Raw genomic sequence first — 21178 nt, forward strand, 5'->3', positions numbered from 1 at the left:
GGAAGCGTTACCCCTTGACTGCGCCGGCGGCGATGCCGCGCACGAACCAGCGGCCGGACAGGAAATAAATGGCAAGCGGAACGATGGCGGTCAGGATCGTCGCCGCCATGTTCACATTGTAGGTGCGCTCGCCCATTGTCGTGTTGACGATATTGTTGAGCTGGACGGTCATCGGCAGATTGTCGCGCCCGGCGAAGACGAGACCGAGCAGGAAGTCGTTCCAGATGCCGGTGAACTGCAGCATCGAGACCACGACGATCATCGGCACGGCGATCGGCAGCATGATCTCGAAAAAGATCCGCCAGAAACCGGCGCCGTCGACGCGCGCCGCCTTGCAGAGCTCCTCCGGCACGCTGACGAAATAGTTGCGGAAAAGCAGCGTCACCAGCGGCAGGCCGAAGATGACATGGACGAGAATGATGCCGGCGAGCGAATTGTAGAGGCCGATACTCGCCATGGCGCGGACCATTGGATAGAGGAAGATCTGGTAGGGGATGAGACCGCCGGCCATCAGCAGGCCGAAGAGCAGATTTGCCCCGCGCGGCCGCCAGAGCGACAGCGCATAGCCGTTGACGGCGCCGATGAAAACCGAGAGCGCGACCGCGGGAAGGGTGATTGCCACCGAATTCCAGAAGCCGCTGCGAATGCCGACGCAGACGGTTCCCATGCAGGCGCCCGACCAGGCGGTCGCCCAGGCGGAGACATCGATCCTGGCCGGCAGAGCGAAGATCTGCCCGAGCCGGATCTCGTCCATGGATTTCAGCGAGGTGGCGACCATTGTGTAGAGCGGCAGAAGGAAGAAAAGTGCTGCCACGACCAGGAAGGCATAAAGGCCGATGCGCCCGGCGGTGAGCCGTGCCGGCTTCGGGCCGTTCGGATGAGGACCGGCCATCAGGCGGCTCCCTTCACTCTTGCGCGCATGTGCATCACATAGCGGAAAGGGGCGACCGCGATGATGACGCCGAGCACAAGCACCGTCGCGCCGGCTGTGGCAAGCCCGAGATTCTGGCGCCCGAACAGATTGTCCATGATGAATTTCGCCGGCACCTCAGTCGCATTGCCGGGGCCGCCATTGGTCATGGCGACGACGATGTCGTAGGTCTTGATCACGCCCATGGCGAGCAGCATGCCGGCCGCCGCCAGCGCCGGCCCGAGCTGTGGCAGGATGATCGAGACGTAGATCCGCCAGACCGGAATGCCGTCGATGCGCGCCGCCTTCCATTGTTCGGCCTCGATGCCGCGCATGCCGGCAAGCGCAATGACCATGACCAGTCCCGCGCCCTGCCAGATGCCGGCGAGTACCAGCGCGTAGATCGCCATGTCGCGATTGACCACCCAGTCGAGAACGAAGCTTTCCCAGCCGAGCGACCGCACGCTCGCCTGGATGCCGAGCGTCGGATTGAGCATCCATTGCCAGATCAGCCCGGTCACCACGAAGGACATGGCGTAGGGATAGAGAAATATGGTCCTGAAGGCGCTTTCGAAGCGGATCTTGCGGTCCAGCGCCGCAGCCAGCAGAAAGCCGAGCAGCAGGCAGCCGGCGACGTAGAGGATGCCGAAGGTCAGCACGTTCTGCAGCGATGCGAGCCATTTGGCGGAAGAGAAGAGTTTCGAATATTGCGCAAGGCCGACATAGGTCGAGGACGGAAAAAGCGTCGAATTGGTGAAGGATAGCCTGATCGACCAGGCCATGGTGCCGATGAAGACCACGACTGCGACGAACCATGTCGGCAGCAGCGCGATGGTCGCGGAGAGATTGGGCTTGCGTTTGATGGACATCGGCCAGCTCGTTGACGGATGAAAAGCAGGGCTCGCGCCGCTGCGCGAAGGCAGCGGCCGGGCAGCCGCGGCGTCGGGATCGGGCCGACGCCACGCGCGCTATCCTACTCGAAGATGGCGAAGAAGTTTTCAGCCGCAGCGGCTGCGTCATCCGAGCCGCCGCTCCAGTATTCGTCGACGTAGTCGTCGAGCGCGCCGACCTGCTGGGGCGTCAGCACAATTGCCTGGTCGGGCACGATCGCGCCCGAAGCCATCAGCTCCGCACCCTTCTGGGCACAGACATCGAGCTTCGACTTGTCGACGTCGGTGCGCATCGGCACGGAGCCCTTTTTCAGCGCGAACTCGACCTGAACGGCCGGGTCCATGACGACCTCGGCGAGCAGTTTCTGCGCCTTGTCGGTGTCCGCATTGCCGGTCTTCGGGAACCACAGGGAGTCGGCGATGTAGACCATGCCCTTCGATTCCGGCGCGATCATGCAGCCATAATCCTTGCCAGGCTCCTTGCCGGCGACGGTGAATTCGCCCTTGGCCCAGTCGCCCATGAACTGCACGCCGGCCTTGGCGGTGATCAGCATGGCTGTCGCATCGTTCCAATTGCGACCGGCAGCACCGGCATCGACATATGCGCGCAGCTTGCCGAGGATTTCCAGGGTCTTCTTCACGCCCTCGACCGATGCCTCGCTTTTGTCCTTGTCGATATAAATCTTCAGGAAGCCGTCGATCCCGACCTGCGAGAGCAGGATCATGTTGAAGACCTTGGTCTGCTGCCACGGCTGCCCGCCCCAGGCGACCGGAATAATGCCGGCAGCCTTCAGCTTGTCGAGGTCAGTGAAGAATTCTTCCCAGCTCTTGGGCTCCTCGGCGATCCCGGCCTTGTCGAAGGCTTCCTTGGAATAGAAGACCCAGCTTTCGCCATGGGCGCCGGTCGGCGCGAGATAGACCTTGCCGTCATAGGAAATGAGATCGGTGATCGATTTCGGCAGGGCGTCGGCCCATTTGCCGGCGGCGGCGACATCGTCGATCGAGTTGAACAGACCCTGGCCGACGAAATCCGCAGCCGCAAGGCCGATGACGCCTTGCTTGGCGCCAGGCGCATCGCCGGCGACGATCCGGTTCTGGAAGGCGGCATCGGCCGCGCCGAAACCGGCGATGGACGAATCCTTCCAGACGCCGCCGCGCTTTTCGAATTCGCTTCTGATGACATTGAGGGCCGCTGCTTCGCCGCCCGACGTCCAGGACGACATGATCTCGATCGTCGCCTTGTCCTCGGCCTGTGCCGAAGCGCAGAGGCCGGCAACTGCCACGCCGGCAAGAAAAAGCTTCATCATGGTCTTCATAGTTCCACCTCTTGAAAATGCCCTCTTTGCGGGGCGTTCGTCGTCTTCGGAATGATTGTCAGCGATAGATCGGCAGGAGCGCCTGCCGGACGAGCGTCAGCCCATTGGCGATGTCGCGGACGGGATCCGGCGCGGCATCGAGTTCGAGGATCGCCCAGCCTTCATAGGCGCGGTCGCGCAACAGCCGGATCCAGGCTGGCCAGTCGACCCGCCCGAGGCCGAAACCGCAGAAATAGGGGCGGTGGCGATCGTGAATGTGCTTGTCGATCTGGGTGTCGGCGGGCATTGGGCCGATCGCATCCTTCCAATGAGCGATGATCATCCGCTCATGATGACGATCGACGAGCTGGACGGGATCGGAGCCTGCGACGATGATATGGGCCGTGTCCGGGCACATATGCACATAAGCGGGGTCGGTCAGAAGCATCATCAGATCGACGTCGCGCGCGCCGGCAAAAATCGAATGGGCCTCGGTATGCAGCGCCAGCCGCACGCCCCTGGCATAGAGGGTCGCGCCGAGACTGTTCAGAAAGTCGGCAATCGCCTTTGCGCGGTCGAAATTATAAAACTGCACCGGCTGGGCGCCAAGCGTCTGGCGAAGCGGGGCGCCGATCACCATGATCTCGCTGCCACAGGCTTTGAGGAAGTCGGCATAGCGCTCCGCCTTGTCGATCAGCGCACGCTGGGCCTCGGGGTCGGTGAAATCGCCCGCCGCCTCCAGTTCCGCGAAGAAGCCGCTGCAGAGCGTCAGGCCGCGCTTCGCCAGTTCGGTCGCGAAGGCGTCGACGGAGCCATAGGTCTTGATCGCATCCTGCCAGTTGAAGGGCGAGAAGGTCAGCTCGACGCCGGTGACGCCGGAGGCCTGGACGCTGTCGAGGATCTTGTCCCAGAAGGCGCGCGGTTCGGCGCGCGCATAGGCGACGATCGCATCATCGCTATCGACGCCCCAGAAGCCAGGATGAAAGAACGTCACGAGATCGACGCCGAAGCGCAGCCGGTCGGCAGTAGCCATATCTATCCCATTTCTCGAGGCACGACTTTCTGGAGTGCGGAACAGCAGTTCCGCATCTCATAAGCCATGGTTTTTCAACGCATTAAGAAATGGCAATCGTTTGCCATTGGGAGATGATAGCCAAGCTGGTTTTTTTGGCAAGCGATTTTTGGCAAACGTTTGCTATAAGCCACCGCCTATCTTAGAGTTGCAGATCGAAGCATCCCGGAGAGAGAAATAAACGTGAATAAAAACAAGGATGTAGTTGGAGAGGAGCAGTCAACGGCATTGATGGCCGATGTGGCGCGACTCGCCGGTGTTGCGATATCGACGGTCAGCCGCGCGCTCGCCAACCCCGGACGGGTCAACGAGAAGACACGTGTCAGGATCAATGCGGCGGCCAAACAACTCGGCTATACGCCCAATGCGATGGCGCGTGGTCTCAGGGTCGGCAGATCCAATACGATCATGATCATCCTGCCCGGATCACCCTATTATGGCGCTTCGCAGATTATTCCGCAGGTCCTGCAGAGCATCAACAAATCCCTGATCCAGCGGGGGTATAATTTGATGATCGCCAATCTTGACCGCGAGGCGATCTCCGAACGGCACATCCTCGATCTTGCCTTCGGCGGAACGGTTCGGGGAGCCATCATCTTCTCATCGAAACTTCCGGAAGTCGACGGGCGTTCGCCCGCGGATTCGGGGCTGCCGATCGTCTCGATGCTGTTCGACATGAGCGATGCAGGATTGCCGAGCGTCGTGACCAATGACCGGGAGGCGATACGGGACGCGACGACGGAATTGGTCCGTTCCGGTCATCGGCGCTTCCTCTATATCGCCGGCCCCGCAGGCAACTATCACGACGTCGAGCGTTACGGTGGCGTGCTCGAGGCGCTGCGGGCAGGGGGGCTTTCCGAGGAAGCCGTGTCGAGATCCGGCGGCGATCTGGAATATCAACATGGCTTCGAGATCGGTATCCGCGCGGTCGATGATTTCATGAAGCTCGCGGCAAGGCCGACAGCCGTCATCGCGACGAGCGACGACATGGCGATCTCATTCATGAGCCGCATTCAGCGCGCCGGCTTGAGCGTTCCCGACGACCTCTCCATCGTCTCCTTCGACGGCTCTCCCGTCTGCGAATTCTGCTCGCCGCCGCTCTCGACGATCGAGCAGCCGGTGGAGGAAATGGGGCGCGCTGCCGTAGAACTTCTGCTTAACGCCCTCGGGCAGACGCAAAATGCGGTGGCGATGCGCACCGTCATCCGCAGCAAACTTATCCTGCGGGAGAGCATCGCCGCTCCGAAGGCTTGACGATGCCGGAACTGCTTTATTGAATTCATTCACGACAAATACAGCGAGGACGCCTTAATTAGCGTCAGGTATTACCTCTGCTAAGGAGAGCTGATGGCATCGCCATTCAAACTCGATGATGAGCTGAAGGGCCGCGTCCAACAACTGGCCGAGATCCGCCGCCGTTCGTCCCACTGGATCATGCGTGAAGCCATCGCGCAATATGTCGAGCGCGAGGAGAAGCGCGAGGCGCGGCGGCAGGAGACGCTTGACGCCTGGAATGAATTTGAAGCGACGGGGTTGCACGTCACCGGCGTCGAGGTCGGAAAGTGGCTTTCGACCTGGGGAACTGACGACGAGTTGTCCGCCCCGGAATGCCACAAGTAATCTTCTCCCCGGCCGCAATCCGCGGCCTCGAGTGCTCTGGGAGTTCCTACGCCTAGGCGGACAGGCGAAACCTTTCTAGGCGTGCGCCGATTGCACTCCATCAAAACTTCGTCTGACCCCATCAGTCGGCGCATCGTGCTACGAAATCACAACACCGGGCGACATGCAGTTCAGGCTTGCGCGCGGTGGAATTTGAAATTCCGAGCACGCACATGGACCTCTCGAAGATCAAGACGCTGATCGACTTTGTCGGACGATCGAACATTACCGAGCTGACCGTGACGGAAAAGGACGTGACGGTTCGGATTTTCCGCACGTCGCCGGCAGAGGCAGGCGTTGCCGCGCCCCCGCAAAAGCCGGAATCGACGATTAGCCTTGTCTCCGATGCGCGTTCGAGCGTCGAGAAAACCTCCCATGCGGTGAAGGCGCCCGTCTTTGGCGTCCTGCACCGGGCGCCGGCGCCCGGCGAGCCGCCATTCGTCGCGATCGGCGACGCGGTGGAGGAGGGGCAGACCCTGTTCATCGTCGAGGCGATGAAAGTCTTCAATACGATCGCCGCGCCGCGATCCGGGCGCATCACGCACTTGACCGATATCGACAATGGCGAGGTCGAGACCGGCGACCTGCTGGCGGAGATCGCCTGATGCCGGAAACATCGGAACAATCCGCTGCTTCAGGACGCCGTTTCGACACGGTCCTCATCGCCAATCGCGGCGAGATCGCCGCCCGGATAGAGCGCGCCTGCCGCGAACTCGGCCTGAAGACCGTCGCCATCTGCTCCGAGGCGGACCGGCAAGCGCCCTACATCAAGACCGCGGACCATTTTCTCTGCATCGGCCCTTCGGCTGCGGGCAGGAGCTATCTCAATCGGGATGCCATTCTTCTGGCCGCACGCCTGACCGGCGCGGGCGCCATCCATCCCGGTTATGGTTTTCTGTCGGAGAACGCCGCCTTCGCCGGCGCCGTCGAAAAGGCCGGGCTGACCTTCATCGGGCCGACCGCTTCATCGATCGCGACCATGGGCGACAAGATCGCGGCGAAGCGGGCAATGATGGCGGCCGGCGTCCCCTGCGTTCCCGGTCCCGATAGCGCACTGCCCGACGACCCGGCCGCAATCGAGCGCATCGCGCTGGAGATCGGCTATCCCGTCATCGTCAAGGCGTCGGGGGGCGGCGGCGGACGCGGCATGCGCGTCGTGCCGAAGCCCGATCAGCTGCATGAAGCCATAGCGCTGACCCGGGAAGAGGCGCGCAAGGCCTTCGGCTCGCCCTCCCTCTATATGGAAAAGTTCCTCCAGCATCCGCGCCACATCGAGATCCAGGTTCTTTGCGACGATCACGGTAATGCCGTGTGGCTGGGCCATCGCGACTGCTCGATGCAGCGCCGCCATCAGAAGGTGGTGGAGGAAGCACCGGCGCCGGGGATCGCGCCTGAAATCATCCAGCCGGTCGGCATGGCTTGCGTGCAGGCCTGCCGCCAGATCGGCTATCGCGGCGTCGGCACCTTCGAATTCCTCTATGAGGACGGCGCTTTCTATTTCATCGAAATGAACACGCGGCTTCAGGTCGAACATCCCGTCACCGAGGTGACGAGCGGGGTCGATATTGTCCAGGCGCAGATAAAGGCGGCACAGGGCGAGGTTCTGGATCTCGCCCAGAGCGATGTCACCTGCGAGGGCCACTCTTTCGAATGCCGCATCAACGCCGAGGATCCCGACACTTTCCTGCCCTCGGCAGGCGTCATCACCCGTCTGGCTTTGCCGCAGGGGCCGGGCATCCGCGTCGATACGCATATTCATCCCGGCTACAGGGTCTCGCCCTATTACGACTCGCTGATCGCCAAGCTGATCGTCCACGCACCGACGCGGGCAAAAGCAATGGCCAGAATGTGCGAGGCGCTTGCCGGCACCGAGATCGAGGGCATCGCCACCAATATCCCTTTCCTGCGCGCGCTCTTCGAGGACCACGCATTCGCGCGCGGTGAGACCGATATCCACTATCTCGAGCACTGGCTGAAGCTGCGGAGGACGGCGGCATGAGCGCCATCGACTTCAGCGATCCCGTAACCATTGCATTTCTCACCGATGCTCTGACGGCCGCCGGCGTGGAGGGGTTGGAAATCTCCGGACCGGATAGACAGCTCCGCATCGTCATCTCAGGGGAGGGCGGCGCCCGGATCAACTCGCAGGCAGCAACACCCCGCGCTCCGGGCTCCCCACCTGTTGTCGTGAAGGCGCCGCTGGCGGGGCATTTCTGCGCCGAACATCCGGCCGCCGCCACGCCGCAAACTCTGCCGCGCTCGGTATCCGATGCCGATCTCCTCGGCTTCATCAGGGTAAGGCATGTGCTGCTTCCCCTTCGCGCCGGCCGTTCCGGTGTCTTGACCAGGCTGCTCGCCGAGCCCGGCGCCCTGGTCGGCTTCGGTGACCCTCTGTTCCAAATCGAGCTGCCATCATGATCGCCACGACGAACAGACATGCATCGCAACGCGAAATCGTTCCGGCCACCCAAAGCCGGGCGCGGGTTTCCTCGATCGGCGCCAGATCCTTCCTGCTCGAAGCGCCGGGCGATTTCGATCTTGCCGCGCAGCGACGGATCTGGGCCCTGTCCCGGACCGTCAAAGGCTGGGCGGATCTTGCCGAGGATATTCCCGGAATGACCAACCTGCTGGTGATCTTCAAGGAGACGCCCGAGGATCCCGAGGCGGTGGTCGCCCGGCTGCTGGAGGCATGGGAGAATGCGCAGAGCATCGATCTCAACGGCAAGACCATCGAAATTCCCGTCCAGTACGGCGGCGAACATGCGAGTGATCTTCCCGCTCTTTGCGATCTCTCGGGCTTAAGCGACCGCGAGGTCGTCCGCATCCATCATGAAGCGACCTACCGTGTCTTCGCGTTGGGCAGCGCGCCCGGCTTCGGCTATCTGCATGGCCTCGATCCGCGTATCTACATGCCGCGAAAGACCGTGCCGTCGCTGACGATGTCGAAAGGCTGCGTGACGATCGGCGGCATGCAGACCGGCGTCGCCATGCTGACCGGCCCCAATGGCTGGAATTCTATCGGCTTTGCGACGCTTGAGATGTTCGACCCGACCGCGCCGACCCCTGCCATGATGGCGCCCGGAGACACCGTGCGGTTCCTGCCGGCAAGGATCGAGCTATGATCGAGATCTTGGAAACCGGGCCCTTCAACACGGTGCAGGATCTGGGACGCCCCGGCTATCGCGACATCGGCGTGTCGGCGAGCGGCGCGATGGATCCGCTTGCGGTCAGGATCGGCAATATTCTCGTCGGCAATGACGAGAATGCGGCGGTGATCGAGGTCCAGACCTTCCCGTTCAGCCTGCGTTTCGAGCGGCGCACCGTCTTTGCCGTGACCGGAGCCGACGGCCATCCTCACCTCGCCGGATCGGAACTCATTCCCTGGTGCGCCTATTCCGCAGAACCCGGACAGGCTCTCGAACTGAAGCAGCCCCCGCGGCTGGCGCGCGCCTATATTTCGGTCGGCGGCGGGCTGGATATTCCAGTTGTCATGGGGTCGCGCAGCACGTCGCTGCGCGGCGGCTTCGGCGGCAATGCCGGCCGGCCGCTGGTGAAAGGCGATCGGATCGCGGTCGGCGAGGACGCGGAGATTGCCATGCTGCCGGCCACGGGCCTCGCCGTCGTCGAGCCGGCCGTGGCACTGCGCGACGTCTTCCCGGCGCCCGTCGACGACACCTTGCCGATCCGTGCCCTGCCTGCCGGCGAGCACGATCTTTTCGCCGGCGACGGCGAAGCCTTCTGGGGCCAGACCTGGCGGATTTCCTCGCGCAGCGACCGCACGGGCTACCGTCTGTCCGGCGAGCCGATCACGCCGACCGCCTCCATCGAGATGCGCTCCCACGGCGTCGTGCCCGGCGTCATCCAAGTTCCGCCCGGCGGCGAACCCATCGTGCAGATGAGCGATGCGAATACCGCCGGCGGCTATCCGAAGGTCGCCGGCGTGATCGAATGCGACCTCTGGCGGCTCGGGCAGGCCCGCATCGGCGCCCGCCTGAAATTCATCCGGTCGACGCATGCGGAGGCGCGCGCAGTCGAACAGGCCGTCTCCCGCTATGTCGAGGATGTCAGGCTGACATCCGGGATGGTCAAGCGCGCCCTGAAGGCGATGGCCTAAGGGAAGCGAAAGGAGGAACTGATGAAGATCGATCTGAATTCCGACATGGGCGAGGGATTTGGTCCCTACCGGCTGTGCGACGACGAAGCGATGATGAAAATCGTCTCCTCGGCCAACATCGCCTGCGGTTTCCACGGCGGCGACCCCGATACGATGGGGCGGATGGTGCGGCTGGCAAAACAGAATGGCGTCGGCATCGGCGCCCATCCCGGCTTGCCCGACCGGCTGGGCTTCGGCCGGCGCGAGATGCCTTTTCAGGCGGACGAGCTTCGTCAACAGATGCTCTACCAGCTCGGCGCGCTGATGGCGATCGCCAAAGCCGAGCGGGTCGCCGTCTCCCATATCAGTTTCCACGCCGCCATGGGCAGTATGGTCAACCGCGACCCTGTCCTTTCCGACCTGATGATGGATGCGATCGCCACCGTCGACGCCAATCTCGTCGTCTTCGTCACATCAGGCAGCGAGATCGAGCGAGCCGCCAAACGCGCGAGCCTGAAGACGCTGGCGCTTTTCCTCGCGGACCGGGCCTATGACGCCGGCGGCAGGCTTGTCACGCGCGGGCTGCCCGGGGCAGTCATCAAGGACGAAGCGGCGGTACGCGCCCGTGTGCGAAAATTCCTCCTCGACGGCAGCATCGAGACCATCGACGGCGGCGTGATCACCATGCCGGCGCGCTCCATCCTCGTCCACAGCGACACCCCGGGCGCCCTCGAGCTTGCCGGCATCGTGCGCCGTGAAATCGAAGCCACCGGTGCCACCCTCGCACCTGCCGCCGAACTCGCCGACTGACGCAATTCCGATCGCCTGCGGGCGGTCTCTCGTTTCAATCCCTCATCGAAGGACCATGCCGATGTCCGTGATCGCCGACCGTCTGAAAAACGTCTCCATTTCAGCATCCGCCGCCATGACCCAGCGCGCCCGGGAATTGGCCGCCAAAGGAATCAAGGTCGTCAGCCTCTCTTCCGGCGAGCCGGATTTCCCCACCCCGGCGCATGCAATCGAAGCGGCCCATGCGGCAGCCCTTGCCGGCGATACGAAATATCCGCCGATGGACGGCACGCCGGCGCTGAAGGCCGCCATCATCAGGAAATTCAAGCGTGACAACAATCTCGACTACGATGCCAGCCAGATCGTCGTCTCGGGCGGCGGCAAGCAGGTGATCTTCAACGCCATGCTGGCGACCTGCAATCCGGGCGACGAGGTCGTCATTCCCACACCCTCCTGGGTCAGCTATGCCGATATCGTCAAATTTGCCGGCGGTGTGCCGGTCGCCGTTCCCTGCCATGAGCAGGCAGGCTTCAAGCTGCGCCCGGAGGACCTTGAAGCGGCGATCACGCCGCGGACCAAATGGCTCTTCCTGAATTTCCCGAACAATCCGACCGGCGCCGCCTGCTCCCGGGCGGAGATGGCCGCCATCGCCGAGGTCATGCTGCGCCATCCCAATGTCTGGATCATGACCGACGACATCTATGAGCACCTGGTCTATGACGACTTCCAGTTCTGCACGATCGCGGAGGTCGAGCCGAGGCTTTACGATCGCGTCCTGACGATGAACGGCGTCTCCAAGGCTTATGCGATGACCGGCTGGCGGCTCGGTTTTTGCGCCGGACCGAAAGAGCTGATCTCCGCCGTCAGCAACGTCAACGGCCAGAATGGCGGCGGCATCGCGACACTCACCCAGGCGGCCGCAACCGCAGCGCTGGACGGGCCGCAGGATCTGCTGAAGGAGCGGGCTGCGATCTACAAGACGCGACGCGACTTCGTTCTCGACAAATTATCCGAGGTAGAAGGCTTGCGCTGCCACCGGCCCGAAGGCGCCTTCTACATCTATCCCAACATATCAGGGCTGATCGGCAAGACCAGCAAGGGTGGGCGCAAGATCGAGACCGACGTCGATTTCGTCATGGCGCTCGTCGAGGAGCATCATGTCGCAACTGTGCAAGGTGCTGCTTACGGAATGAGCCCCTTCTTCCGCATCTCCTACGCGACAAGCCTGGAAAAACTCGGCGAGGGCTGCGCGCGGATCGCCCAGTTCTGCAAGGACATGCGCTGACCGGCGCGCCCCCTCAGGCTTTAAGCCGCGCCGTCAGCTCAAGAAGGATATCCCGGACGGCAAGGGCCGGTTCCGACAAGGGATTCTGATCGGAAACGCAAAGCGACAGGGTTTCTTCGATCCGCGGCGAAACGAGCCGGCAGATCAGCGGCTCGCTCGATTCCGAGACGATGCGATCGGCAATCGCCTTCGGCATGATCGTCGCGCCGAGGCCGCTGCCGACCGCGCGGGCGAGCGTTCGGACGATCTCAACTTCCGCCACGACCTTCAAATTGGTGCGCGTGCGGGTGAAAGCGGTATCGACCGCGCGACGGACGAAATTATAGGCCGGTGGCAGGAGCAGCGGTATGCCGTCGAGAGCGTTGACCGCAACGGGTTTCGTATCCGCTTCGATGGCAAAGTCGCGATGGGCGACCAGGAAAAACTCTTCGCTGAGGATCGGTTCGAACCGCACGCCCTTGATCGGCCCGGTTCCATGCAGAAGCGCCATTTCCAGCCGGCCGTTCATGATCATCTGGCTATAGGTCTGGCCGACGCTTTCTGTCAGGTGCAGCAGAATGCCGGGATGCCGTTTCCGCGTTTCCGCCAGCAGATCGACGGAGAGCGTCGCCGCGCTGCTGAACGGCACAAGGCCGACCGAGACGCGCCCGGCAAGCGAATTGCCGGCGGCGGAAGCATCGGCCTGTGCCTGCTCCATCTGCCGAAGGATGATCTGGGCATGGCGATATACCGCGTGTCCGGCATCGGTCATGCTGACGCCCTGCTGGCTGCGGATCAGCAGCTTGTGGCCGAAATGCTCTTCAAGTGCTGCAAGCTGCTGGCTGAGCGCCGGCTGGGCGATGTGCAAAAGATCCGCCGCTCGTGTGATGCTGCCGCTATCGACGATCACGATGAAGGATTTGAGGCGTCTGATGTCCATGGGGATCGGGGTACCATTCTGATCTGCGGATGGCATGTTTGCAGAGGCGCATTGCTTTTGCAACGCGATGCGGTCCGAGGCAAGGCCGAGAGAGAGTACCGGCATCGCCGCATTCTCTTCTTCGGCAGACCGCACCTGCTCCATAACCGTTGCTTATTGCTCCAGAGATAATCGGTCTTAGGCAAGGGGTTAAAGCTTCGCTACTGTCTTAATCAACCACAAGGGAACGACAATGCCATTCTCCGACTACAAGACCGCACTGGTGACCGGCGCATCCTCCGGGATCGGCGCAGCCGTGGTTGAGCGGCTTCGCCGGGAGAAGATCGAAGTCCATGCCGTTGCCCGCAGTGCCCAGGCGCTGCAGCAGCTGGCCGAGCGTACGGGCTGCATTGCCCACGCCATCGATGTGACCGACCGGCCGGCGATTGCCGAGCTCGCGGGCCAAGTGGAATTCGACATTCTCGTCAACAATGCCGGCGTCGACCGGCCGAAGAAGTTCCTGGAAGCCGATGAGGGCGATATCGATCTCATCGTCGACGTCAATCTGAGGGCGGTTCTGCATATCTGCCGCCTCGTCGTGCCGGGCATGGTGGCGCGAGACCGCGGCCACGTGATCAACATCTCGTCGATCGCCGGCGCCTATAATTTCGGCGGCAACTCGTCCTATCACGCCACCAAGGCGGGGGTGAGCATGCTGTCCAACCAGCTGCGCATCGACGCTTTCGGCAAGCGGGTGCGGGTCACGGAAATCTGCCCCGGCCGGGTCGCCACCGATATCTTCCATCACGTTCACGGCGATGATCCCAGCATCCGCGAGCGGTTCATCGACGGGTTCGAACTGCCGCAGGCAACCGATATCGCCGACGCCATTGCCTTTGCTATCGCCGCCCCTGTCGCCGTCAATATCGGACATATGGAGATCACCCCGACGCTGCAGGTCATGGGCGGTCTGCAGACGGCGAAGCCGCAGCCGAAGACGGATCCATCAGGGGAGCCAACTCCGTGAGCGGTTTCGACCTTTCAGCGATCCTCGGAAATCCTGAATATGCGGCGATGCTGCTGCATGGCATCCAGATGACCTTCATCATCTATGCCGGGTCCTGGACGCTGGCGATGGCGCTCGCACTGCTGTTGCTCGGTATACGCCTGTCGCCCTTTCGCTTCGGCGATCCGTTGGTCGCCGCTTACGTTTCCTATCACAGGAACGTCCCGACGCTGGTGCAGCTGATGCTGTGGTATTTCGGGATCTTCACCCTGATGCCGAACGGGATCGCGACATGGCTCGCCAGCCATAATGCCGAGGCGATCTTCGCGGTGATCGGGCTCGGGCTCTGCCAGGCGGCCTATTTCAGCGAAGATCTTCGTTCGGGCGTGCGCTCGGTCAGCGACGGCCAGATGCAGGCCGCCCGTGCGCTCGGCCACGGTTACGTCTCGGCGATGCGCTTCGTCATCATGCCGCAGGGCGTGCGCAACGCGCTGCCGCCGCTTATCAATCACAGCGTCTCCCTGTTCAAGAACAGCAGTCTCGCCGTCGTCATCGGCGCGTCGGAGCTGACACATGCCGTCAAGGAAGTCGAAAACCTGAGCTTCCGCACCTTCGAAATCTACCTGATCGGCACGGTTCTCTACCTGTTCTTCTCGCTCGTGATCATGAGCATCGGCGCCTATCTGTCGATGCGCGCAGATCCCGCCTGGAGGGCGCGCGCATGATCCAGGACATGATCGCCATCGTTCGCGACTACTGGCTGCTGCTCCTGATCGGCCAATATCCGAACGGACCCCTCGGCGGGCTCGCCAATACGCTGATCCTGTCGGCGCTGAGCATCGCTCTCGCCTTTCCGATTAGCATCCTGTTTGCAATGGCGCGGCTTTCCAAGTCGCCGCTGCTGCGCTGGCCGGTCACGGCCCTTGTCTATTTCACCCGTGGCGTGCCGCTCTTGATGCTCATTTTGTGGAGCTATTTCCTGGTTCCGCTGCTCACCGGCGCCGACGTGCCGAGCTTCGTTACCATGCTGACGACGCTCGTGGTCTATCAGAGCGCCTTCCTCAGCGAAGTCGTCCGAGCCGGCATTGTCGCCCTCGGGCCGGGCCAGATGGATGCGGCGCGCGCGCTCGGCCACGGCTATATGGGCGCGATGCGCTACATCATCCTGCCGCAGGCGCTCTACAACATGATCCCGAGCATCATCTCCACCTTCGTCTCGACGATCAAGGACACGACGCTCGGCTATGTGATCAACGTGCCTGATCTGACCTTTGCGGCAAGCCAGGTCAACAACCAGCTGCTGACGCAACCCTTCCAGGTCTTCCTCATCCTGGCGATCGTCTACTTCATCATCTGCTGGACGCTGACCTACTTCGCCAATCGCCTCGAGCGGCGCATCACGCGGCGGCGTGCGGGACTTCTCAACGTCCCCGCCGCTGCCCTGGCCGCACCGTCGAAAATCGTATCGGAGCAGCTATGACCATGTCCGTTTCAACGCAGGAATCGCAGACGATCCGGCTGTCCCAGGTCTGCAAGAGCTACGGCGACTACCCGGTCCTGAAGGATATCGACGCGCAAGTCGCGCGCGGCGAGGTCGTGGTCATCTGCGGACCCTCCGGTTCGGGAAAATCGACGTTGATCCGCACGATCAATCGCCTCGAGGAGATCAATAGCGGATCGATCACGCTCGAAGGGCAAAACATTCATGCCTCGATGCGGGCAAGGGAACTCAACGCGATGCGCAGCCGGATTGGCTTCGTATTCCAGAACTTCAACCTGTTTCCGCATCTTTCGGTCGCCGAAAACGTCTCGATGTCGCCGATCCGGGTGAAGGGTGTGGCGCCCGAGATCGCGCATGAAAAGGCCCTCAAGCTCCTCGATCGGGTCGGCCTTGCCGACAAGGCCCGCGCCTATCCGGGTCAGCTGTCGGGCGGCCAGCAGCAGCGGGTGGCGATCGCCCGCGCGCTTGCCATGGAGCCGCCGGTGATGCTGTTCGACGAACCGACGAGCGCGCTCGATCCCGAGATGGTCGGCGAAGTGCTCGCCGTCATGAAGAGCCTGGCCGCCGAAGGCATGACCATGCTCTGCGTTACCCACGAAATGGGCTTTGCACGCGAGGTCGCGGACCGGATCTGGTTCATCGATGCCGGCCAGATCATCGAAACGGCGACCCCAAAGGAATTCTTCAGCAATCCGCGCCATCCCCGGGCTCAGCGTTTCCTCGCTGATCTCAGGCACTGATACCAACGACCAAAAACAAAGGAGAACAGCAATGAACTGGAAATACCTAAGCCTCACCGTCGCATTTGCCGGCATCGCGGCCGCCATGCCGGCAAAGGCCGATCAGCTCGACACCATTATGTCGGCCAAAACCTTGCGCTGCGCGACGTTCGCCGACGTTCCGCCATTTGCCTCGCCGGATCCGAAGACCCGTGAGATGGCCGGTTTCGACGTCGACCTCTGCGGCGCTATCGCCAAGGAATTGGGCGTCAAGGCTGAAATCAAGCCGGTCTCGGTCGAGGCGCGCGTACCCGAGGTCAAGCTCGGCCGCGTCGATATTACCGTCGCCAACCTTGCCTATACGCTGAGCCGCGCCGAACAGATCCAGTTCAGCGATCCCTATTATCTCGCCAAGGAAATGCTGATCGTGCCGGCCGACGATGCCGGCAAGACGAAGGCCGATTATGCCGGCCAACGCATCGCCTCGACCAAGGGCTCGACATCGGAGATGTCGATCAAGCTCAACAAATCCGACCCGCTGACCTTCCAGGATACCGCCTCGGCCTATCTCGCCGTCCAGCAGGGCAAAGCGCGCGGCATGGTCGCCAACACCATGACGACGACCAAGTTCGTCAATGAATCGAAGAGCAAGGGCAAGGAAATGCGGATGATCGAGGAGCCGATGCTCTACCAGCCGATCGGCATCGGCATGGCCAAGGATCAGCCGAAGCTGACGGCCAAGATCAACGAAATCCTGCACAAGCTCGACGAATCTGGCGAGATCAACAAGATCTGGGACAAGTGGCTCGGCCCGAACACCGAGTACAAGATGACCCGCACCGATAAGGTCGTGCCGCTCTCCGAGCTGAAATTCGACCCGATCCCGTAGACCGACCGGTCTCGGAACCTCCCGAAGACATTCAACCGAGATAAGACGGCGGGATTTGCCCGCCGTCTACCAACGATGTGAGGCACCCATGATTCATATAAAAGACATCGCTGAACGGCCCAGCAAAGCTGACATCGAGGCCGTTTCGAAATTTTCGCCGGCGACCATCCACGAAGCCCAGGGGCGCCGCGGCGCGCTCTCCTCCCGCCTCAAGCCGGTCGACTACCGCATGAAACTCTGCGGCCCGGCCTTCACGGTCAAATGCGCGCCGCGCGACAACATCATGCTGCAGCTCGCCATCAACTATGCCAAGCCCGGCGATATCATCGTCGTGTCGGCGGGCGAGTACGAGGAGGCCGGATCCTTCGGCGATGTGCTTGCCAATGCCTGCCTTGCCAAGGGCATCGGCGGTCTCGTCACCGACACCGGCGTGCGCGACACGCTGCAGTTGCGAGAACTCGGTTTCCCCGTCTTCTCGCTCAGCGTCTGCATCAAGGGCACGGTGAAGGAAACCATTGCGGCGGTGAACGATCCGATCATCGTCGGCGGCGAAACCATCAACCCCGGCGACATCATCGTCGGCGATGCCGACGGCCTGGTGGTCGTGCGCAGGCAGGAAGCGCAGGAAGCAGCGAGGCTTTCGCAGGCTCGCGAGGATGCCGAAGCCGGCTATATCGCCGCCTACAAGGCGGGCAAATCGGTCATCGAGGTCAGCAATCTGGCGCCGGTGCTGACAGCCAAGGGCCTTCTCGTCGATATCTGAGACGACACACGGATGACCTCTTTCCAAGCCCGCGCCGGCTTCCGGTCGCGGACTTTAGTCGCGGCGAACGCCGCGATGGGGCATCTCAGATATTCTCCGGTGTCACGATTTCAAAGGTAATGGTCCGCTGAATCGTGGCACCCGACGCACCCTGCGTGATCGTCTCGATCATCGTCTCGACCAGAGCGGCGGACGTCTGCTCCAGCGGATGACAGAGAGCTGCGGTGATCATCCCCTCTGAAAGGCCCTTTCGCGTCTCCGGGCCAATGTCCCGGCAGACGAGGCGGATGCTCCGGCGCCGTTCCTGAGGAACTTCCCTCAGTGCCCGCAAGACCCCGGAGATGCCGCCGCCGACAATCAGAATGCCGGTGAGATCATCCGTCGTCGCCAAGAGTTCCTTGACCATCCGGTAGGCTTCGTTCGGCTCTTCATGCGTAGGGCGGCTGTCCTCGATCGTCAGGTGCGGCGCATGCTCGCGCATATAGGAGCGGAAGCTTGCATCGGAGACATCCTGACACTGATAGCGGTGATTGCCGATGAAGACGGCAATGCGCCCCTGTCCGTGGGTCATATTCGAGATCAGCCATGCCGCCGTCCGCCCCATTTTCCAATTGTCGGCCCCGACATAAGCGGCCCGTTCCCGGGCGGATTGGTCGGTAATATAAGCGATGACCGGCTTACCCTTCTCGTGCAACTCGCGGATGGCCTGGGCGATCACCGGGTGATCGGCGGCGACCACTGCGACGGCGTCGCAATTTGCGCCGAGAGCCCTGAGCCGGCCGGCAATATTTTCCGGGGTCAGGAGATCGACAAAGTCGACCAGGGGATCGATGACCTCATCGCGCCTGGCGCGGCACGCCTCGACGATCTTCTTGCCGAAGAGCTGGTAGAGCTCGCGGCTGGATTGCTGCAGCAGAAAACCAAGCCGGTATTTCGGCGCCGACTTGCGCAGCCGGTCCTCGATTGCGCCTGCGCCGTAAAAGCCGATCCGCTCCGCGGCGGCCTGGACGCGCTGCACGGTCGTGCCTTTGACGGAGGCGGTGCCGGCCAGAATCCGATTGACGGTCGCAATGGAGACATCGGCCTCCTTGGCAAGATCGGAGATGGTCGGCCGCCGCATATATTCCCCTTCCATCGTCGTAGTGTTCGTATCATTATGAACGATACTCTATGACACTTTATGCATGTTTAGTATGATTTCACATTTCGAGAATTTCAAGCGGTGATATGTTTCTCCTCACGGTCACGCCAGGAAGGCGGGCCATGGGAGGAGATTGAGATGAGCAAATTCCGCCGCCTTGCGGCAACCGTATCGGCTGCCGCGATCATCACCTGCACTGCCACGGCCGTGATGGCCGCCAACATCTTCGTTGTCGGCGGCAAGCCGGACGATCCGTTCTGGTCGATCGTCAAGCGTGGCGCCGAGGATGCCGGCAAGGTCGCAGAAGCCCAGGGCGGCAAGGTCGTCTGGCTCGGCCCGCAGAATTACGACAATCTCGGCGTCGATGCGGCCGAGCTGATCCGCCAGGCCATCGACCAGGGCGCCGATGCGATCGTCGGTCCGGACTGGGTGCCGGAGGCGATGGACCCTGCCTTCAAAGCGGTCGTCGACAAGAAAATTCCGCTGGTCATCTATAATGCCGGCGGCATCGAAGCCGCCGATCGCCTGGGTGCGATGAACTATGTCGGCTCCAACGACTATCTCTCCGGCAAGGCAGCGGGCACCTACTTCGCCAAGCATGACCTGAAGAACGCCGTCTGCCTCAACACGCTGCCTGGTGCGGCAAACATCGAAGCTTTCTGCAAAGGCATGATCGATGGCGTCACCGAAGGAGGCGGCACCGGTTCGTCGCTGCCGCTGCCTGCCACGTCATTCGGTTCGGCGACCGCCGTGGCGCAGGCGCTGAAGGCGCATCTTCTGCAGCACCCGGAGATCAAGGCCGTCTTCGCGATCGGCAATGTCGACACCAACTCGGCGGTCAACGGTGTGGCCCAGGCCGGTAAGCAGGGGCAGGTGAAGGTCTGCGGCATGAACATGGACGAAACCGTTCTGAACAACATCAAGAGCGGCAGCCAGCTTTGTGCGATCGATCAGCAGGGTTACCTGCAGGGTTATCTCGCGGTCTCGATCCTGAACAGCAATGTCAACTACGGCCTCACCGTGCCGACCCGGGAGATCCTCACCGGTCCCGGCGTCATCGACTCCTCGAACGTCGACGCCACCTTGGCAGGCGTGAAGGCCGGCGCCCGGTAAAGGGGATCGGCCGAACGTGGTGAAGCTGCCTGCCCCTCACGCGGGCAGCTTCCATTCTTTCAGAAGCGCCGGCCGCTACCGGTCATTCGGCTTATTGATGGTGTCAAATGAACGCGAGAAACGATGTCCTCGCCTCCCCGGTTCCCTGGGGCGGCCATGCCAAAGCGACCATCGGTCAGCTTTCCCGGCGCCCTGAAGCGGGCTCGTTGCTGGGCCTGATTGCGGTTTTCGTCTTCTTCGCCCTGCTGGGCGGCAAGGTCTTCCTGTCCGCTGCGGGCTATGCGAGCTGGCTCAACGTCGCCGCCGAGATCGGCATCGTCGCGCTGCCGATCGGGCTTCTGATGATCGCAGGCGAAATGGACCTCTCGATCGGCGCGGTGATCCCGGCATCCTCACTGACGGTGGCGATCGTTTCCGGCCATTACGGCCTTCCCGAAATCGTCGGGATTTCCGCCGGCCTCGGCGTCGGGCTCCTCGTCGGACTTTTCAACGGTTATCTCGTCAACCGGACCCGTGTCCCGTCCTTGATCGTCACCATCGGCTCGATGTTCGCCGTCATGGGCCTGACGCTGGGCTTTACCGTGCTGATCGCCGGCAGCACCGGCGTGTCGCTGGTGCCAAGCCCGGCGGTCAAAGCGATCCTCGGCGATTTCATCGGTGGCATGTTCCAGGTGACGATCTTCTGGTGGGTGCTGTTTGCGGCAGCGTTTTTCTGCCTGCTGCACATCTCGCCCGTCGGCAACTGGATCTTTGCCCTCGGCGGCGACAAGGTCTCGGCCCGCAACGCCGGCATTCCGACGGAACGACTGACCATCGCCCTCTATATGCTGTCGGGTTTTTCCGCCGCTTTCGTCGGCGTCAGCCAGGTGCTCGTCTACCAGAGCGCTCAGGTGCTCGGCGGACAATCCTTCATCTTCAATTCGATCATGTGCGTGGTCATCGGCGGCGTGCTTCTGACCGGAGGCGCCGGATCGGTGGTGGGCATCGTCTTCGGCACGCTCACCTTCGCGATCGTCAATCAGGGCATCTATTTCACCGGCATAGACCCGAATCTCGGCAGCGTCATCATCGGCGCGCTCCTGCTGCTCGCCGTGATGATGAACGACAAGTTCCGGCTGATGGCGATGTCCTATGCAGCGAAAAAGAAGAAGTGAG

Annotated in this window: 23 protein-coding genes; 17 read left to right on the forward strand and 6 right to left on the reverse strand. The window is 62.3% G+C overall.

Features of this window, described 5'->3' with window-relative positions; genetic code table 11:
- Window positions 1–7 precede the first annotated feature (7 nt).
- The 4 genes from C4N04_RS14495 to C4N04_RS14510 form a co-directional block, all read right to left on the reverse strand.
- Complete coding sequence (locus C4N04_RS14495) at window positions 8–892, reverse strand: carbohydrate ABC transporter permease (protein ID WP_106796346.1); 885 nt, start codon at window positions 890–892, stop codon at window positions 8–10.
- A complete protein-coding gene (locus C4N04_RS14500) occupies window positions 892–1779 on the reverse strand; it encodes a sugar ABC transporter permease (protein WP_106796347.1) in 888 nt (295 codons plus the stop codon). Before C4N04_RS14500 ends, C4N04_RS14495 begins: the two co-directional genes overlap by 1 nt.
- A 104-nt stretch (window positions 1780–1883) precedes the next feature.
- Complete coding sequence (locus C4N04_RS14505) at window positions 1884–3116, reverse strand: ABC transporter substrate-binding protein (RefSeq protein WP_106796348.1); 1233 nt, start codon at window positions 3114–3116, stop codon at window positions 1884–1886.
- 58 nt (window positions 3117–3174) lie between these two features.
- On the reverse strand, window positions 3175–4128 hold the full coding sequence (locus C4N04_RS14510) for a sugar phosphate isomerase/epimerase (RefSeq protein ID WP_040143184.1): 954 nt from the start codon (window positions 4126–4128) through the stop codon (window positions 3175–3177).
- A gap of 222 nt (window positions 4129–4350) precedes the next feature.
- On the opposite strand from C4N04_RS14510, the gene C4N04_RS14515 reads away from it, so the two are divergent.
- The 9 genes from C4N04_RS14515 (at window position 4351) to C4N04_RS14555 (ending at window position 11993) form a co-directional block, all read left to right on the forward strand.
- Window positions 4351–5421 carry a LacI family DNA-binding transcriptional regulator gene (locus tag C4N04_RS14515; RefSeq protein WP_106796349.1) on the forward strand — a complete coding sequence of 357 codons (1071 nt, stop codon included), beginning with the start codon at window positions 4351–4353 and terminating at the stop codon, window positions 5419–5421.
- Window positions 5422–5514: 93 nt separating this feature from the next.
- Window positions 5515–5787 (forward strand): CopG family ribbon-helix-helix protein, encoded by a 273-nt coding sequence (locus C4N04_RS14520; protein ID WP_106796350.1) that lies wholly within the window; start codon window positions 5515–5517, stop codon window positions 5785–5787.
- 212 nt (window positions 5788–5999) lie between these two features.
- A complete protein-coding gene (locus tag C4N04_RS14525) occupies window positions 6000–6431 on the forward strand; it encodes an acetyl-CoA carboxylase biotin carboxyl carrier protein subunit (RefSeq protein ID WP_106796351.1) in 432 nt (143 codons plus the stop codon).
- The gene (gene accC / locus C4N04_RS14530; RefSeq protein ID WP_106796352.1) at window positions 6431–7825 is read left to right on the forward strand and encodes an acetyl-CoA carboxylase biotin carboxylase subunit; all 1395 of its coding nucleotides are present in this window, start codon (window positions 6431–6433) and stop codon (window positions 7823–7825) included. Before C4N04_RS14525 ends, accC begins: the two co-directional genes overlap by 1 nt.
- Entirely contained in the window at window positions 7822–8244 is a 423-nt protein-coding gene (locus tag C4N04_RS14535) for an acetyl-CoA carboxylase (protein ID WP_106796353.1), read from the forward strand. The genes accC and C4N04_RS14535 overlap by 4 nt, the downstream gene beginning before the upstream one ends.
- On the forward strand, window positions 8241–8948 hold the full coding sequence (gene pxpB / locus C4N04_RS14540; protein WP_106796354.1) for a 5-oxoprolinase subunit PxpB: 708 nt from the start codon (window positions 8241–8243) through the stop codon (window positions 8946–8948). Before C4N04_RS14535 ends, pxpB begins: the two co-directional genes overlap by 4 nt.
- Window positions 8945–9940 carry a biotin-dependent carboxyltransferase family protein gene (locus tag C4N04_RS14545; RefSeq protein WP_106796355.1) on the forward strand — a complete coding sequence of 332 codons (996 nt, stop codon included), beginning with the start codon at window positions 8945–8947 and terminating at the stop codon, window positions 9938–9940. The genes pxpB and C4N04_RS14545 overlap by 4 nt, the downstream gene beginning before the upstream one ends.
- A 21-nt stretch (window positions 9941–9961) precedes the next feature.
- Entirely contained in the window at window positions 9962–10729 is a 768-nt protein-coding gene (locus C4N04_RS14550) for a 5-oxoprolinase subunit PxpA (RefSeq protein ID WP_106796356.1), read from the forward strand.
- 61 nt (window positions 10730–10790) lie between these two features.
- Complete coding sequence (locus tag C4N04_RS14555) at window positions 10791–11993, forward strand: pyridoxal phosphate-dependent aminotransferase (protein WP_106796415.1); 1203 nt, start codon at window positions 10791–10793, stop codon at window positions 11991–11993.
- 13 nt (window positions 11994–12006) lie between these two features.
- Here C4N04_RS14555 and nac read toward each other — a convergent pair whose 3' ends face one another.
- A complete protein-coding gene (gene nac / locus C4N04_RS14560) occupies window positions 12007–12912 on the reverse strand; it encodes a nitrogen assimilation transcriptional regulator NAC (protein ID WP_040143173.1) in 906 nt (301 codons plus the stop codon).
- Window positions 12913–13144: 232 nt separating this feature from the next.
- Here nac and C4N04_RS14565 point away from each other — a divergent pair, with 232 nt between their 5' ends.
- From C4N04_RS14565 to C4N04_RS14590, 6 genes are all read left to right on the forward strand, one after another.
- Window positions 13145–13918 (forward strand): SDR family oxidoreductase, encoded by a 774-nt coding sequence (locus C4N04_RS14565; RefSeq protein WP_106796357.1) that lies wholly within the window; start codon window positions 13145–13147, stop codon window positions 13916–13918.
- Entirely contained in the window at window positions 13915–14622 is a 708-nt protein-coding gene (locus C4N04_RS14570; protein ID WP_106796358.1) for an amino acid ABC transporter permease, read from the forward strand. Before C4N04_RS14565 ends, C4N04_RS14570 begins: the two co-directional genes overlap by 4 nt.
- The gene (locus tag C4N04_RS14575; protein ID WP_040113073.1) at window positions 14619–15377 is read left to right on the forward strand and encodes an amino acid ABC transporter permease; all 759 of its coding nucleotides are present in this window, start codon (window positions 14619–14621) and stop codon (window positions 15375–15377) included. Before C4N04_RS14570 ends, C4N04_RS14575 begins: the two co-directional genes overlap by 4 nt.
- Window positions 15374–16138, forward strand: a complete 765-nt coding sequence (locus C4N04_RS14580; RefSeq protein ID WP_040113072.1) for an amino acid ABC transporter ATP-binding protein — start codon at window positions 15374–15376, stop codon at window positions 16136–16138. The genes C4N04_RS14575 and C4N04_RS14580 overlap by 4 nt, the downstream gene beginning before the upstream one ends.
- A 31-nt stretch (window positions 16139–16169) precedes the next feature.
- Window positions 16170–17006, forward strand: a complete 837-nt coding sequence (locus tag C4N04_RS14585; RefSeq protein ID WP_106796359.1) for an ABC transporter substrate-binding protein — start codon at window positions 16170–16172, stop codon at window positions 17004–17006.
- Window positions 17007–17094: 88 nt separating this feature from the next.
- A complete protein-coding gene (locus C4N04_RS14590) occupies window positions 17095–17769 on the forward strand; it encodes a 4-carboxy-4-hydroxy-2-oxoadipate aldolase/oxaloacetate decarboxylase (RefSeq protein ID WP_106796360.1) in 675 nt (224 codons plus the stop codon).
- Window positions 17770–17854: 85 nt separating this feature from the next.
- Here the strand turns inward: C4N04_RS14590 and C4N04_RS14595 are convergent, their stop codons facing one another.
- Window positions 17855–18889, reverse strand: coding sequence for a LacI family DNA-binding transcriptional regulator (locus C4N04_RS14595; protein ID WP_106796416.1), 1035 nt, complete (start codon window positions 18887–18889; stop codon window positions 17855–17857).
- 159 nt (window positions 18890–19048) lie between these two features.
- On the opposite strand from C4N04_RS14595, the gene C4N04_RS14600 reads away from it, so the two are divergent.
- Complete coding sequence (locus C4N04_RS14600; RefSeq protein WP_183757935.1) at window positions 19049–20023, forward strand: sugar ABC transporter substrate-binding protein; 975 nt, start codon at window positions 19049–19051, stop codon at window positions 20021–20023.
- Between the two features lie 107 nt (window positions 20024–20130).
- On the forward strand, window positions 20131–21177 hold the full coding sequence (locus tag C4N04_RS14605; RefSeq protein WP_040143160.1) for an ABC transporter permease: 1047 nt from the start codon (window positions 20131–20133) through the stop codon (window positions 21175–21177).
- Window position 21178 lies beyond the last annotated feature (1 nt).

It is taken from the genome of Rhizobium sp. H4 (genome assembly GCF_003013335.1).
In the GTDB taxonomy this organism is placed as follows: domain Bacteria; phylum Pseudomonadota; class Alphaproteobacteria; order Rhizobiales; family Rhizobiaceae; genus Rhizobium; species Rhizobium sophoriradicis.

Coding starts and splice junctions, on each gene's coding strand:
- C4N04_RS14495 (WP_106796346.1), bottom strand. CDS start 892: ATGGCCGGTCCTCATCCGAACGGCCCGAAGCCGGCACGGCTCACCGCC.
- C4N04_RS14500 (WP_106796347.1), bottom strand. CDS start 1,779: ATGTCCATCAAACGCAAGCCCAATCTCTCCGCGACCATCGCGCTGCTG.
- C4N04_RS14505 (WP_106796348.1), bottom strand. CDS start 3,116: ATGAAGACCATGATGAAGCTTTTTCTTGCCGGCGTGGCAGTTGCCGGC.
- C4N04_RS14510 (WP_040143184.1), bottom strand. CDS start 4,128: ATGGCTACTGCCGACCGGCTGCGCTTCGGCGTCGATCTCGTGACGTTC.
- C4N04_RS14520 (WP_106796350.1), top strand. CDS start 5,515: ATGGCATCGCCATTCAAACTCGATGATGAGCTGAAGGGCCGCGTCCAA.
- C4N04_RS14525 (WP_106796351.1), top strand. CDS start 6,000: ATGGACCTCTCGAAGATCAAGACGCTGATCGACTTTGTCGGACGATCG.
- accC (WP_106796352.1), top strand. CDS start 6,431: ATGCCGGAAACATCGGAACAATCCGCTGCTTCAGGACGCCGTTTCGAC.
- C4N04_RS14535 (WP_106796353.1), top strand. CDS start 7,822: ATGAGCGCCATCGACTTCAGCGATCCCGTAACCATTGCATTTCTCACC.
- pxpB (WP_106796354.1), top strand. CDS start 8,241: ATGATCGCCACGACGAACAGACATGCATCGCAACGCGAAATCGTTCCG.
- C4N04_RS14545 (WP_106796355.1), top strand. CDS start 8,945: ATGATCGAGATCTTGGAAACCGGGCCCTTCAACACGGTGCAGGATCTG.
- C4N04_RS14550 (WP_106796356.1), top strand. CDS start 9,962: ATGAAGATCGATCTGAATTCCGACATGGGCGAGGGATTTGGTCCCTAC.
- C4N04_RS14555 (WP_106796415.1), top strand. CDS start 10,791: ATGTCCGTGATCGCCGACCGTCTGAAAAACGTCTCCATTTCAGCATCC.
- nac (WP_040143173.1), bottom strand. CDS start 12,912: ATGGACATCAGACGCCTCAAATCCTTCATCGTGATCGTCGATAGCGGC.
- C4N04_RS14565 (WP_106796357.1), top strand. CDS start 13,145: ATGCCATTCTCCGACTACAAGACCGCACTGGTGACCGGCGCATCCTCC.
- C4N04_RS14575 (WP_040113073.1), top strand. CDS start 14,619: ATGATCCAGGACATGATCGCCATCGTTCGCGACTACTGGCTGCTGCTC.
- C4N04_RS14580 (WP_040113072.1), top strand. CDS start 15,374: ATGACCATGTCCGTTTCAACGCAGGAATCGCAGACGATCCGGCTGTCC.
- C4N04_RS14585 (WP_106796359.1), top strand. CDS start 16,170: ATGAACTGGAAATACCTAAGCCTCACCGTCGCATTTGCCGGCATCGCG.
- C4N04_RS14590 (WP_106796360.1), top strand. CDS start 17,095: ATGATTCATATAAAAGACATCGCTGAACGGCCCAGCAAAGCTGACATC.
- C4N04_RS14595 (WP_106796416.1), bottom strand. CDS start 18,889: ATGCGGCGGCCGACCATCTCCGATCTTGCCAAGGAGGCCGATGTCTCC.
- C4N04_RS14600 (WP_183757935.1), top strand. CDS start 19,049: ATGAGCAAATTCCGCCGCCTTGCGGCAACCGTATCGGCTGCCGCGATC.
- C4N04_RS14605 (WP_040143160.1), top strand. CDS start 20,131: ATGAACGCGAGAAACGATGTCCTCGCCTCCCCGGTTCCCTGGGGCGGC.